Source organism: Pseudomonas sp. 1 R 17, from assembly GCF_900067035.1.
GTDB classification, from domain to species: domain Bacteria; phylum Pseudomonadota; class Gammaproteobacteria; order Pseudomonadales; family Pseudomonadaceae; genus Aquipseudomonas; species Aquipseudomonas marginalis.
Map to the genome: position 1 here is coordinate 1 of NZ_FKLB01000024.1, position 14,271 is coordinate 14,271.

The 14,271-nt window shown below is 59.4% G+C and carries 9 protein-coding genes and 2 rRNA genes; 7 read left to right on the top strand and 4 right to left on the bottom strand.

Annotation, left to right across the window (positions count from 1 at the left end; translation table 11 throughout):
• Nucleotides 1-28 precede the first annotated feature (28 nt).
• The 3 genes from BFP99_RS07970 to mrdA all read left to right on the top strand — a co-directional run bounded on the left by BFP99_RS07970 (nt 29) and on the right by mrdA (nt 5,351).
• A 23S ribosomal RNA gene (locus BFP99_RS07970) occupies nt 29-2,920 on the top strand.
• Between the two features lie 152 nt (nt 2,921-3,072).
• Nucleotides 3,073-3,188, top strand: a 5S ribosomal RNA gene (gene rrf / locus BFP99_RS07975).
• A gap of 270 nt (nt 3,189-3,458) precedes the next feature.
• On the top strand, nt 3,459-5,351 hold the full coding sequence (mrdA, locus tag BFP99_RS07980; protein ID WP_065926889.1) for a penicillin-binding protein 2: 1,893 nt from the start codon (nt 3,459-3,461) through the stop codon (nt 5,349-5,351).
• Between the two features lies 1 nt (nt 5,352).
• On the opposite strand, the gene BFP99_RS07985 is transcribed toward mrdA, so the two are convergent.
• Nucleotides 5,353-5,754, bottom strand: coding sequence for a GFA family protein (locus tag BFP99_RS07985; protein ID WP_065926890.1), 402 nt, complete (start codon nt 5,752-5,754; stop codon nt 5,353-5,355).
• Nucleotides 5,755-5,853: 99 nt separating this feature from the next.
• Between BFP99_RS07985 and BFP99_RS07990 the strand changes: the two genes are divergently transcribed.
• From BFP99_RS07990 to BFP99_RS08005, 4 genes are all read left to right on the top strand, one after another.
• On the top strand, nt 5,854-6,321 hold the full coding sequence (locus BFP99_RS07990) for an SRPBCC family protein (protein ID WP_065926891.1): 468 nt from the start codon (nt 5,854-5,856) through the stop codon (nt 6,319-6,321).
• Nucleotides 6,322-6,459: 138 nt separating this feature from the next.
• Entirely contained in the window at nt 6,460-8,817 is a 2,358-nt protein-coding gene (locus tag BFP99_RS07995) for a DNA polymerase II (protein ID WP_065947044.1), read from the top strand.
• 31 nt (nt 8,818-8,848) lie between these two features.
• Nucleotides 8,849-9,481, top strand: a complete 633-nt coding sequence (locus BFP99_RS08000) for a glutathione S-transferase family protein (RefSeq protein WP_065926893.1) — start codon at nt 8,849-8,851, stop codon at nt 9,479-9,481.
• Between the two features lie 164 nt (nt 9,482-9,645).
• Nucleotides 9,646-10,221 (top strand): DUF4174 domain-containing protein, encoded by a 576-nt coding sequence (locus BFP99_RS08005; protein ID WP_065926894.1) that lies wholly within the window; start codon nt 9,646-9,648, stop codon nt 10,219-10,221.
• A gap of 36 nt (nt 10,222-10,257) precedes the next feature.
• Here the strand turns inward: BFP99_RS08005 and BFP99_RS08010 are convergent, their stop codons facing one another.
• From BFP99_RS08010 to BFP99_RS08020, 3 genes are all read right to left on the bottom strand, one after another.
• A complete protein-coding gene (locus BFP99_RS08010) occupies nt 10,258-11,292 on the bottom strand; it encodes an acyltransferase family protein (protein WP_074845226.1) in 1,035 nt (344 codons plus the stop codon).
• 141 nt (nt 11,293-11,433) lie between these two features.
• Complete coding sequence (locus BFP99_RS08015) at nt 11,434-12,843, bottom strand: lipid II flippase MurJ (protein ID WP_065947046.1); 1,410 nt, start codon at nt 12,841-12,843, stop codon at nt 11,434-11,436.
• The gene (locus BFP99_RS08020; protein WP_027603097.1) at nt 12,843-14,270 is read right to left on the bottom strand and encodes an O-antigen ligase family protein; all 1,428 of its coding nucleotides are present in this window, start codon (nt 14,268-14,270) and stop codon (nt 12,843-12,845) included. The genes BFP99_RS08015 and BFP99_RS08020 overlap by 1 nt, the downstream gene beginning before the upstream one ends.
• Between the last annotated feature and the right edge of the window lies 1 nt (nt 14,271).

The window sequence follows — 14,271 nt, forward strand, 5'->3', positions numbered from 1 at the left end:
AGTATAACCAGATTGCTTGGGGTTATATGGTCAAGTGAAGAAGCGCATACGGTGGATGCCTTGGCAGTCAGAGGCGATGAAAGACGTGGTAGCCTGCGAAAAGCTTCGGGGAGTCGGCAAACAGACTTTGATCCGGAGATGTCTGAATGGGGGAACCCAGCCATCATAAGATGGTTATCTTGTACTGAATACATAGGTGCAAGAGGCGAACCAGGGGAACTGAAACATCTAAGTACCCTGAGGAAAAGAAATCAACCGAGATTCCCTTAGTAGTGGCGAGCGAACGGGGACTAGCCCTTAAGTGGCTTTGAGATTAGCGGAACGCTCTGGAAAGTGCGGCCATAGTGGGTGATAGCCCTGTACGCGAAAATCTCTTAGTCATGAAATCGAGTAGGACGGAGCACGAGAAACTTTGTCTGAATATGGGGGGACCATCCTCCAAGGCTAAATACTACTGACTGACCGATAGTGAACTAGTACCGTGAGGGAAAGGCGAAAAGAACCCCGGAGAGGGGAGTGAAATAGATCCTGAAACCGTATGCGTACAAGCAGTGGGAGCCCACTTTGTTGGGTGACTGCGTACCTTTTGTATAATGGGTCAGCGACTTATTTTCAGTGGCGAGCTTAACCGAATAGGGGAGGCGTAGCGAAAGCGAGTCTTAATAGGGCGTCTAGTCGCTGGGAATAGACCCGAAACCGGGCGATCTATCCATGGGCAGGTTGAAGGTTGGGTAACACTAACTGGAGGACCGAACCGACTACCGTTGAAAAGTTAGCGGATGACCTGTGGATCGGAGTGAAAGGCTAATCAAGCTCGGAGATAGCTGGTTCTCCTCGAAAGCTATTTAGGTAGCGCCTCATGTATCACTGTAGGGGGTAGAGCACTGTTTCGGCTAGGGGGTCATCCCGACTTACCAAACCGATGCAAACTCCGAATACCTACAAGTGCCGAGCATGGGAGACACACGGCGGGTGCTAACGTCCGTCGTGAAAAGGGAAACAACCCAGACCGTCAGCTAAGGTCCCAAAGTTATGGTTAAGTGGGAAACGATGTGGGAAGGCTTAGACAGCTAGGAGGTTGGCTTAGAAGCAGCCACCCTTTAAAGAAAGCGTAATAGCTCACTAGTCGAGTCGGCCTGCGCGGAAGATGTAACGGGGCTCAAACCATACACCGAAGCTACGGGTATCACGTAAGTGATGCGGTAGAGGAGCGTTCTGTAAGCCTGTGAAGGTGAGTTGAGAAGCTTGCTGGAGGTATCAGAAGTGCGAATGCTGACATGAGTAACGATAATGGGTGTGAAAAACACCCACGCCGAAAGACCAAGGTTTCCTGCGCAACGTTAATCGACGCAGGGTTAGTCGGTCCCTAAGGCGAGGCTGAAAAGCGTAGTCGATGGAAAACAGGTTAATATTCCTGTACTTCTGGTTATTGCGATGGAGGGACGGAGAAGGCTAGGCCAGCTTGGCGTTGGTTGTCCAAGTTTAAGGTGGTAGGCTGGAATCTTAGGTAAATCCGGGATTCTAAGGCCGAGAGCTGATGACGAGTTAACTTTTAGTTAACGAAGTGGTTGATGCCATGCTTCCAAGAAAAGCTTCTAAGCTTCAGGTAACCAGGAACCGTACCCCAAACCGACACAGGTGGTTGGGTAGAGAATACCAAGGCGCTTGAGAGAACTCGGGTGAAGGAACTAGGCAAAATGGCACCGTAACTTCGGGAGAAGGTGCGCCGGTGAGGGTGAAGGACTTGCTCCGTAAGCTCATGCCGGTCGAAGATACCAGGCCGCTGCGACTGTTTATTAAAAACACAGCACTCTGCAAACACGAAAGTGGACGTATAGGGTGTGACGCCTGCCCGGTGCCGGAAGGTTAATTGATGGGGTTAGCTAACGCGAAGCTCTTGATCGAAGCCCCGGTAAACGGCGGCCGTAACTATAACGGTCCTAAGGTAGCGAAATTCCTTGTCGGGTAAGTTCCGACCTGCACGAATGGCGTAACGATGGCGGCGCTGTCTCCACCCGAGACTCAGTGAAATTGAAATCGCTGTGAAGATGCAGTGTATCCGCGGCTAGACGGAAAGACCCCGTGAACCTTTACTATAGCTTTGCACTGGACTTTGAATTTGCTTGTGTAGGATAGGTGGGAGGCTTTGAAGCGTGGACGCCAGTCTGCGTGGAGCCAACCTTGAAATACCACCCTGGCAACTTTGAGGTTCTAACTCAGGTCCGTTATCCGGATCGAGGACAGTGTATGGTGGGTAGTTTGACTGGGGCGGTCTCCTCCTAAAGAGTAACGGAGGAGTACGAAGGTGCGCTCAGACCGGTCGGAAATCGGTCGTAGAGTATAAAGGCAAAAGCGCGCTTGACTGCGAGACAGACACGTCGAGCAGGTACGAAAGTAGGTCTTAGTGATCCGGTGGTTCTGTATGGAAGGGCCATCGCTCAACGGATAAAAGGTACTCCGGGGATAACAGGCTGATACCGCCCAAGAGTTCATATCGACGGCGGTGTTTGGCACCTCGATGTCGGCTCATCACATCCTGGGGCTGAAGCCGGTCCCAAGGGTATGGCTGTTCGCCATTTAAAGTGGTACGCGAGCTGGGTTTAGAACGTCGTGAGACAGTTCGGTCCCTATCTGCCGTGGACGTTTGAGATTTGAGAGGGGCTGCTCCTAGTACGAGAGGACCGGAGTGGACGAACCTCTGGTGTTCCGGTTGTCACGCCAGTGGCATTGCCGGGTAGCTATGTTCGGAATAGATAACCGCTGAAAGCATCTAAGCGGGAAACTAGCCTCAAGATGAGATCTCACTGGGACCTTGAGTCCCCTGAAGGGCCGTCGAAGACTACGACGTTGATAGGTTGGGTGTGTAAGCGCTGTGAGGCGTTGAGCTAACCAATACTAATTGCCCGTGAGGCTTGACCATATAACACCCAAGCAATTTGCGTCGAAAGGCCAGATTGCGGTGTGTGAAGACGCAATGAACCGAAAGTTCGAGATTTCACAAAACACCGACAGCTGTCACATACCCAATTTGCTGAAGCGAGGCCAGCCGGCCACGACTCAGTACCCGAATTTCTTGACGACCATAGAGCATTGGAACCACCTGATCCCATCCCGAACTCAGCAGTGAAACGATGCATCGCCGATGGTAGTGTGGGGTTTCCCCATGTGAGAGTAGGTCATCGTCAAGATTAAATTCCGAAACCCCATTTGCGAAAGCAGATGGGGTTTTGTTTTGGGCGCTCGAAAAGTGGGTACGCCTAGGCGGATGAGCTGTTGAGTATCTTCAAGGGCAGCTGCCGTATCACCGTACCCGTCGAGAGGGAACTCACTTCAGAGTGCCGTTGGGGAATTCAATGCAAAGTGTTTCTGCATTTTTGGTATGGTGCAGCACATTTCCCAAGGACTGATCTTTCATCGCAGGATGCGGCGTCGACCTTCTTCAACGAGATGCTGTAGAAATGCCTGAACCGATACCGATTAAAGATCACGAAAAAGAAAACCGCCTGGTCAACAAGCGCCTGCTCGCTTGTGCGTTGTTGGTGATAGGCATTACGTGTGCCCTGGTGGGGCGTATGTATTTCCTTCAAGTCGTACAGTTCGACTACCACTCCACGATTTCTGAAAACAACCGCGTCCACGTGCTGCCCATCACTCCGACGCGCGGCCTTATCTATGACCGTAATGGCGTGGTGCTGGCCGATAACCGACCCAGCTACAACCTGACCATCACCCGCGAGCGCACCACTGACCTCAAGGGCGAACTCGACGCCATCGTCAACTTGCTGCACCTGCCTGTCGAAGACCGTGCGTTGTTCGACAAGGCCCTGAAGCAGGCACGGCACCCCTTCGTCCCCGTGACGTTGTTTTACGAGTTGACCGAAGAGCAAGTCGCATTGCTGGCGGTGAATGAGTTCCGCCTGCCAGGAGTAGATGTAGAGCCGCAATTCGTCCGTCACTACCCGCTGGGTGCGCATTTTGCCCACTCCATCGGCTATGTGGGGCGGATCAATGAGAAAGAATCCAAAGCCCTCGACTCGGTGGAGTACCGTGGCACGCAGTCCATCGGCAAAACCGGTATCGAGCGTTTCTACGAATCCGAACTGCATGGTCATGTCGGCTACGAAGAGGTCGAGACCAATGCCCAAGGCCGCGTACTCCGTGTGCTCAAGCACACCGACCCGATTCCTGGCAAAAATATCGTCCTGAGCCTCGACGTGAAGCTCCAGGAAGCTGCGGAAGAAGCCCTGGGTGATCGCCGTGGCTCAGTGGTTGCCCTCGATCCGCAAACCGGCGAAGTACTGGCCATGGTCAGTAAGCCGAGTTTTGATCCGAACCTGTTCGTCACCGGCATCAGTTTCAAGGAATATGCCGCCCTGCACGACTCCATTGACCGGCCGCTCTTCAACCGTGTCCTCCGGGGGCTCTATGCGCCGGGCTCGACCATCAAGCCGGAAGTGGCCATCGCTGGCCTCGACAGCGGTGTCGTCACCCCACAGACCCGTGTATTCGACCCCGGTTACTACCAGCTCCCTGACTTTGACCACAAATACCGCAATTGGAACCACAGCGGCGACGGCTGGGTAGACATGGACGCTGCCATCATGCGTTCCAACGACACTTACTTTTACGACCTTGCTCACAAACTCGGCATCGACCGTCTGCACGACTACCTGGCGGAGTTTGGCCTGGGCCAGAAAGTCTCCCTGGACATGTTCGAAGAGTCCGCTGGCTTGATGCCATCCCAGGCTTGGAAGCGCGCCACGCGGCGCCAACCCTGGTTCCCGGGCGAAACCGTGATCCTCGGCATTGGCCAGGGGTATATGCAAGTCACTCCGCTGCAATTGGCCCAGGCCACGGCGTTGATCGCCAACAAGGGTGTGTGGAATCGCCCGCACCTGGCCAAGACGATCAATGGTGAGCCGCCGGTGGACCAGAATCCAATGCCCAACGTCGTCCTCAAGGATCCGCGTGATTGGGAGCAGGTCAATCACGGTATGCAGTTGGTGATGCATGACCCGCGAGGTATCGCCCGGGCCGCCGCACAAGGGGCGCAATACCGCATTGCCGGCAAGAGCGGTACTGCGCAAGTGGTTGCGATCAAGCAAGGTGAGCGTTACAACCGCGAAAAAACCCTGGAGCGCCATCGCGACAACGCGTTGTTCGTTGGCTTCGCTCCGGCCGAACATCCGAAGATCGTGATTTCGGTGATGATCGAAAACGGTGAGGCCGGTGGTCGCGTCGCGGGTCCGGTGGTGCGGCAAATCATGGATGCCTGGCTACTCGACCAGGACGGTCACCTGAAGCCGCAATATGCGACGCCGGCAAAAGCGCCAGGTGACCCCCACGTCTAAATCATGCCTTCCACTCGTCCCATTGCTCTATGCCTTCATGGTCAAGCCAGGGCACATCATGGGCCATCCAGATGTGCGAGGTGGGCCTGACGCCCGGATCATCGTCCAGCGTCGCCACCCGCACGATCACATGGGGCTGATGCCCACGTTCTGCTATCAGATGTGAGCCACAGCGCGAGCAGAAATGCCTGAGCTTGCCCGGCGAAGATTCAAAGGACGCCAACAGTTCCTCCCCCAGCGTCCAGCGAAAATGTTCGCGCATTACTCCTGCGGTGGCGACAAACGGTGCCGCATGTATTTTGCGGCAGCTTGCGCAGTGGCAGTGGCTGATAGGCATGTCCAACTGGTCCACCTGATAGCGGACACCTTTGCAGAAGCAACTTCCATTCAATGGGTCAGTCATAAACGTATTGCCGGTTCAAGGACGGGGTCATCATGATTGCTTACAACCTGAGGTTGCGCATTATTTGGTGTCGCCTACTGTCAATGGAGGAGGTGACTTATGCACGTATTAGATCGCATTGAGCGAAAAGTTCTGCTGAACGCTTCACGTAAACAGGTCTGGGAAGCGCTCACCAATGCCGAGCAATTCGGCGATTGGTTTGGCATCGCCCTCAAGGGCAAAGCCTTTGTGGCAGGGGAAACCATAGAGGCGCCGATTACCTACCCAGGTTACGAACACGTGATCTGGAAAGCCAAAATCGAACGCATCCTGCCGCAAACGTTGTTCTCTTTCTGGTGGCACCCCTTCGCGGTAGAAAAGGGCGTCGACTACGACAAGGAAACCCCGACACTGGTTGAATTCACCATTGAGGATCGGGCGCCGGGCATTTTGCTGCGGGTGGTTGAATCCGGTTTCGACGCGGTGCCGGAGGCTCGTCGGCAAAAAGCCTTCAAGATGAATTCCCGTGGCTGGGACGAGCAGATGGGCAATATCGAAAACTATTTGAGCAAAACACGTCGGGCGTGAGCTGGAGAAATGGCACCATTGCGGTGCCCGCTTTCGCCGCCTTTAGAAGTCCACCGCTTGCGTGCGCGTTTACCTGCCGCGTTTGCGCAGATGCCGCGTAGAATCAACGCCTGAAAGCTATTCCTGAGGTGCGGTACGGTGGATTTACAGCAGGGTTTTGTCCTGACCCGGCATTGGCGCGATACCCCGGCGGGCACGGAGGTCAGTTTCTGGCTGGCCACAGACCAGGGGCCACGGTTTATCCGCCTACCCGTGCAGACCTCGGTGATGTTCATTCCCGAGGCCCATCGCAAGCCGCTGGATTGGTTGCTCAAAGGCGAACGCGATATCGAATTGCGCCCGCTGCAACTCTGCGATTTCCATCACCGCCCGGTCCTGGGCCTCTACACGCGCCAGCACCGCCAGTTGATGGACGTGGAAAAGCGCCTGCGCGCCGCCGGTGTCGACGTCTACGAAGCCGATGTACGCCCGCCCGAGCGCTACATGATGGAGCGTTTCATCACCGCTCCGGTCTGGTTCGGGGGGGCACCGGATGCCAGTGGTGCCCTGTGCGATGCGCAGATGAAGCCCGCGCCCGACTACCGCCCGCCGCTCAAGCTGGTGTCCCTGGACATCGAGACCACCGCCCAGGGCGACCTCTATTCCATCGCCCTCGAAGGCTGCGGCGAACGCCAGGTGTACATGCTCGGCCCGCCGAACAAGACTGACGCGGTGGATTTCAAGCTCGACTACTGCGACACCCGCGCTCAACTGCTCGAATGCCTCAACCAATGGCTCGCCACCCATGACCCCGATGCAATCATCGGCTGGAATGTGGTGCAGTTCGACCTGCGCGTACTCCACGAACATGCCCAGCGCCTCAACGTACCGTTGATGCTCGGTCGCGGCGATGAGCCCATGGCCTGGCGCGAACACGGCAGCCGCAACCATTACTTCGCCGCAGCGGCGGGGCGTCTGATCATCGACGGTATCGAGGCCCTGCGTTCGGCCACCTGGAGTTTCGAATCCTTCAGCCTGGAAAACGTCGCGCAAACCCTGCTCGGCGAGGGCAAGGACATCTCCACACCGTATCAACGCATGGACGAAATCAACCGCATGTTCGCCGAGGACAAGCCCGCCCTGGCGCGTTACAACCTCAAGGACTGCGAGCTGGTCACGCGGATTTTCGAGAAGACCGAACTGCTCAAGTTCCTGCTCGAACGCGCCAGCGTCACCGGGTTGCCGGCCGACCGCAACGGCGGCTCGGTGGCGGCGTTTACCCACCTGTACATGCCGCTGATGCACCGCCAGGGCTTCGTCGCGCCGAACCTGGGCGACAAACCACCCCAGGCCAGCCCCGGCGGGTTTGTCATGGATTCGCGTCCTGGCCTCTACGAATCGGTGCTGGTGCTCGATTACAAAAGCCTTTACCCGTCGATCATCCGCAGCTTCCTGATCGACCCGGTGGGCCTGATCGAAGGCCTCAAGCACCCCGACGACAGCGACTCCGTCGAAGGCTTTCGCGGTGCACGCTTTTCTCGCACCCGGCACTGCCTGCCGGCCATCGTTGCGCGTGTCTCCGAAGGTCGCGAAGAGGCCAAGCGTGAGCACAACGCGCCGCTGTCCCAGGCGCTGAAAATCATCATGAATGCGTTCTACGGCGTACTCGGTTCCAGCGGTTGCCGCTTTTTCGATACACGACTGGCTTCGTCGATCACGATGCGCGGCCACCAGATCATGCGCCAGACCCGCGAACTGGTTGAAGCCCAGGGGTATGAGGTGATCTACGGCGACACCGACTCCACCTTCGTGTGGCTCGGCAGCGCGCATTCCCAGGACGACGCCAGCCGTATCGGCCAGGCGCTGGTCAAGCACGTCAACACCTGGTGGCGTGAGCACCTGCACAGCGCGTTCGGCCTGCAAAGTGCCCTGGAGCTGCAATACGAAACCCACTTCAGCCGCTTCCTGATGCCGACCATTCGCGGCGCGGAGGAGGGCAGCAAGAAGCGCTACGCCGGCCTGGTGGTACGTGCCGACGGCAGCGAAGAGATGATCTACAAAGGCCTGGAGACCGTACGCAGCGACTGGTCGCCCCTGGCCCGCCGGTTCCAGCAGGAACTCTACCAGCGCATCTTCCACCGCCAGCCCCATCAGGACTACATACGCGACTACGTGCGCCGCACCTTGAGCGGCGAGTTCGATGAACTGCTGATCTACCGCAAACGTCTGCGCCGTCAACTGGATGACTACGAGCGCAACGTGCCGCCCCATGTACGCGCGGCACGCCTGGCCGATGAATACAACGACCGCCTGGGGCGCCCGCGCCAGTACCAGCGCGGCGGCTGGATCCGCTATGTGATCAGCGTCAACGGCCCCGAACCGCTGGAAGTACGCCAGGCGCCGATTGATTACGACCACTACGTCACCCGGCAATTGCAACCGGTCGCAGATGCCATCCTGCCGTTCGTGAGTGACGATTTCAGCACCCTGGTCGGCGGGCAAATGGGCTTGTTCTAAAATTCTTGATTCATCCAATGGAGGAAAGGCTATGTACACACTCTATGGCATCGACGAATCCGGCTCCTGCATGATTGAAATCGCCCTGCAACGGTGCGCGGTACCATGGCGACGAGTGGACGCCGCCTCCTGGGCCGACGGCGAGGGCAGTGATGAGCTTGCCCGTATCAACCCGCTCAAACAGGTGCCCACCCTGGTTATCCCCGATGGACAGGTGCTGACGGAAAGTGCCGCGATCCTGATCCACCTGGGCCTGGCGTTTCCCGATGCGCATCTGCTGGGCGGCGACCGTGACCAGATCATCCGCGGCCTGGTGTACATCGCGGCCAATTGCTATTCGGCGATTGGCATCATTGACTACCCGCAACGCTGGGTGGGCAATGCCGATGAAGCGGTGCAGGCGCAATTGGTCGCGGGCACGCGTCGCTATCTGCATCAGGCCTGGGTGGTGTTTGCCGAACAGTTTGCCGGCCAACTGTTCGCGTCCAACGGCGAACCGAATGCGCTGGGCATCATGGCGGCGGCGGTGTCGCGCTGGGATGAGGCGCGTGAGGCCTTGACTGCCCTGGCGCCAGGCTTTGCCCAGACCCTGGCGCAGGTGGATGCCGACCCGATCGTGGCGCCTGTCTTTGCCCGCCATTGGCCGGGCTGGAAGGTCTCGTAATGTTTGTGCAATCAAAGGAAACAATGCCGCATGTCGCCGCCAAGCCCTTGCGGAGCGGGCGTCCTGACCTACGCTTTCTGAACGCGGTGTAGGAATCATCCTTGAATTTGACTGTCGCAGACATGAAACTCAAGAACCCTGCATGGAATTCAAAGGAGGTGCGCATGCTCATCCGGTCGCTGACCCTGGCTACCTTGATGGCTTTTACGGGGCCGCTGTTGGCTGCTGATGATATCAACCCGCTCAAGCAGGACCTGGGCAAAGCCCGGCCACTGGTGGTGGTGGAGCTTGATTCCGGCAACGACACACTGGCGACCCTCAAGAAACAACTGGACGAGCCTGCCACCAAGCAGTCCTTTGAAGAGCGCAGCATGGTGTTCTACACCGTGAAGTTTGGCAGCATCGGTGCCGAAGGGGAGAAGTTCGCCAAGGACCCCAAGGACAACAAGAAGCTCACGCCGCCCGAGACCAATGCGCTGATCCGCGCCCTCAAACTGGGTGCCGGCAGCGGCACCAAAGTGATCCTGGTGGGCAAGGATGGCGAGAAGAAAGTCGAGAAGACCGTGCCACCGGATACCCTCGATTTGAAAGAGTTTTTCAGCGCCATCGACCAGATGCCGATGGCCGAGAAAGAAACCGCCGCCGCCCCGGAACCCGAGCCCGTTGCACCGGCTCCGGCCAAGGGCGCCAAGCCGGCGAAACACGCCGGCAAGCCCGCCGCGCAACAACTGGATGACTGAACCCGATACCCGGTAGGAGCACGCTCGCTCCTACCGTTATCTGGCAGCCTTGCGCAGCGGAAATGGAAAGTAGAAAAACCGCAGGAATGCCACCCGCTTGATCACTTCCCCGATCAACAACGGCACCACTACCGCCACCACAAAACCGATGCAGGCCGCGACAAACGCGTGCAGCCCCAGACGCTCCATCAAATCGAATGTCTTGTGCTGGATCTCCCCATGGAAGATCAGCAGGATCAGGGTCGACTGGCCGATGTAGGTCATGACCCGGGTGATCAGGGCCGACGCCATCAGCACCCGCGCCAACGCCCAGCACAGGTACACCCCAATCACCGCCAGCAGGCTGGTCCACAGCCAGTGGTCGTAGCGACGCTGCGCCAGGTCCATGGTATCGCCCCGGTAGAGGAACACCGCCGCGAACAGCGCCACCGACACCAGCAGGGTCAGCATTGACCCCGCATGGGTACGCAGCCAGTCACGCAGCAGGTAGCCGTAGACGAAACACGCGCTGCTGATCAGGGTGATATCCAGGCTGAAGGGCAAGCCGGGCAGCACCCAGGTTTGCCCGCCGAGAGTCACCGGCAGTTGCCAGAACCACGGCAGCATCCAGATGCCGATCAGCAGCGGCACCAGCATCACTGCACAGCTCACCGCCAGCGGCAGGCGCTGAATCAGCCGCAGTACCGCCCAACTGAAGAGGATCGCCACCCAGAAGTGCGGCAAAAACCACAGCGCCTGCCAGGGGATGGTGTCCACCGAGGCGTACAGCACGCCGCCGATATCCGGCAGCAGCGGTTGGCCGCGCAGCACATCGCGCACGATCACATACACCAGCATGGTGAAGAAAAACGGCTTGAGCAGGCCGTCGGCCTTACGCACCGCCATCTCGACAAACGGCTGTTCAGGTTTGAAAAACACCCCCGACAGAAAGAAGAACAACGGCAGTACGAACGACGCCAGGATCGGGTACATCAAGTCCGGCGACGTGGCGACAAACCAACTGTGGGCGTACACGATCACCAGGATGCCGATGCCCTTGGCGATATCCATTTGAATCCAGCGATTTTTCACCTGAGTGCTCCCGATCTATAAACTCCACCGCCCCTGTAGGAGCTGGCTTGCCAGCGAAGAACGCAAGGGCACCACGTGCATCCAGAATGCCCGCGTTATCGTTGACGATTTTCGCTGGCAAGCCAGCTCCTACAATAAGCGTCATGCCTTGCGCCACGGCTTGAGCCACAGCCCCATGCCGAGCAGCACCACGGCGCCCGCCAGGGTGCTCAGCCCCAGTTGCAGCCACACGCCCTCAATACCAAACAGCATCAGCGCCGCCAGCCCCATCAGCAGTGCACTGAGCAGCCAGTGCCGGGCCCAGGGCAGGGCGTCGAGCAAGGCCTGGCGCTGCATCAGCAACAGTGCGGTGCAGAGCACGCCGGCCAGTGCGGCCAAGGGGATACCGGCCAGGCCGAACACCCAGGGCAGCGCTCCCAGCAACAACACGTTGACCAGGCTGCCGAGCAACTCGCAGCGCAGCGGCTGGCGCGTATCGCCGGCGGCGTAGGCATAGCGCGCGAGCAAGGCGTTCCAGGCGCCGAACACCAACGGCACGGCAAACCAGGCCAGCAGCAGCGGCAACGGCGAATCCGCCGATTGCCTGGGCAGCAGCAGCGCCACCAGGCTCGGGGCTGCCGCCACCAGGCCGACACCGGCAGGCAGGGTCAGTACGCTGGCGGTTTCCAGGCCGCGCTTGAGCAGGGCCAGGCGCTCATCGCCCTGACGGCGGCTCATCATGCCCAGCAGTACCTGGTTGAGACTCATCAGCGCAATCAGCGGCAGGTTCATCAGCTTGCGCGCCAGGTTGACCCAGGTCACCGCGCCTTCGCCCAGCAGCGATGCCACCAGCCGCTCGATCAGCGCCAACCCCTGGCTGGCGCCATTGCTCAGCAACAGCGGTCCGATGCGCTGGCCCAGCTCCCGCAAGGGTGCGACGCTCAGTTGCCAGCGCCATGGCCGCCAGCCTTGGCGCCACACCGACGGCAACAGCGCCAGCGGCATCAACAGGCTGCCGGCCAGGCAGGCCAGGGCCAGCGCGTGCGGTTGGCTGGTAGTGCCCGCGAGGGCGAGGTACGTCACCGGCGGCAGGTTGAACAGCAACGAGCCCAGCCCCGCGAGGACAAAACGTTCGCTGGCCTGCAAGGGAATGCTGAACAGCCCATGCAACATCAAGCCCGGCACACACCAGGCGACGATCTGCAGGTTGCTGCTGGCCAAGACTGTGGCGGTGTCGGCCAACCCCGGGCCGAGCATTTGCACCAGCCACGGTGCCAACAGCGTCAGCAGCAGGCTGATGACCAGCGCGATCAGCAGCAACGCCGGGAACAGCACCGCCAGCCACTCCAGGCGTTCGCCATGCTTGCGTTGCAGGTACAACGGCAGCGCGGCGGCGCTCAGCACACCGCCGGCCAACGACATGCGCAGCGCTTCCGGCAAAAACAGCGCGATCAGGAAGGCATCGCTGCGCTCTCCGGCGCCCCAGGCCGCCACCAGCAACCATTCACGGGCAAATCCCAGGCACAGGCCCACCAGGGTCGCCAGGGTCAGCCAGGCGGCGGAGCCGAGCATCAGGGCCGTGCCCCATCAGGCAAGTGTTTGCGGTAGGCCACGGTCTTCACTTGCGGCAGCCGCGCCGGAAACAACCGCCGCGCCTCCAGTACATTGATGCCCACCATCAGCCAGAACAACGCCACCATCACCACCGCAAAACTGAAGTAGTGGTCGAACAGGCCGCTGACCAGCGCCGACAGAATCCCGCCGGTGGTGCCCAGCCACAGGGCATTGTCCTTGGTCAGGCGGATCGGGCCTTTTTGCGGACGCGCCTCACGCCACCAGCGCACGGTCACCGCCACAAAGAACAGCATGCCGACGATGCCGGTCTTGTAGATGAAGTTCAGCCACAGGTTGGAGATCCCCAGCAGGTGGGTACCCGGTACCGGCGGGTCAACCTTGAAGCCGATCCCGAACGGATAGGACACCACCGCCTGCGGGAACATGCGGTACTCGTCGAACCGCACTTCGGTACTGGCGTTGTCCGACGAGAAAATCGTCGCCAGGCGTTCCTGTAACGGTGGGTAGGCCATTACCAGTGCCACGGTCAGCGCCGCGCCGATCATCAGCAGGCGCCCGGTGTAGGGCACGCGGCGCGTAGCCATCCACACCAGCACCAACGCCAGGCTGACCATCGCGCCGCGGCTGCTGGCCAACAGCAACGCGGCCGCGCCCAGGCAGGCGACGCCCAGGCCCAGCGCACGTTTCCAGCCCTGTTCGGTCACGCCGAAGCAGAAGGCCAGGGGCAGCAGCAATGCCATGATCCCGCCGATGGCATTCGGGTGCATCCACGGCGAACCCATGCGCGAAGACATGGCCTCCAGGCCGAATTTCAACATGTCGAAGTTGCCGTAGTTGAACAACGCCAGAATCGGCGCAATGCCAGCCCCGGAGCGCGTGCGCACGAACACCGCAATCGACAGCACCAGCATCGCCAGGCTGCCCAGCAACAGGGCGATGACCAAGGATTCACGCTGCTTGCGGTCCACCAGCAACCTGGCGCAGAGAAACACTGCCGACAGGCTCAGCAACCAGCGCAGCCAGTTGGCCACGCCGCTGCTGTCGGCGTGGACGGTGACCTGGCCGACGATGAACGGGAACACGCTGAACAGCATCAGCCACAGCAGCATCTGGTCGGTGGGACGGCGGGTCAGGCTGGGCGTATCGGGCAGGCGGGCCAGGAAGTTGTGCCACAGCACCGCGCCCCAGGTCAGGGCCAGGATCGCTTCGCTGACGGTGCTGCGGATCCCCAGGTTGATAGTCGAGTACGGCATGAACGTGGCGATCATGGCGAACAACAACAGCCCCCACAACGGAAAGCGCAGGATGGTCACTGCCCCCGCCAGGCCGACCACGGCCAGGAACGCCTTGGCCGGCGACAGCAACAGGGCGAGGGCGCCAAACAGCAGGCCGAAGAGGATCGCGACGAGGCTTGCCAGGTTCACT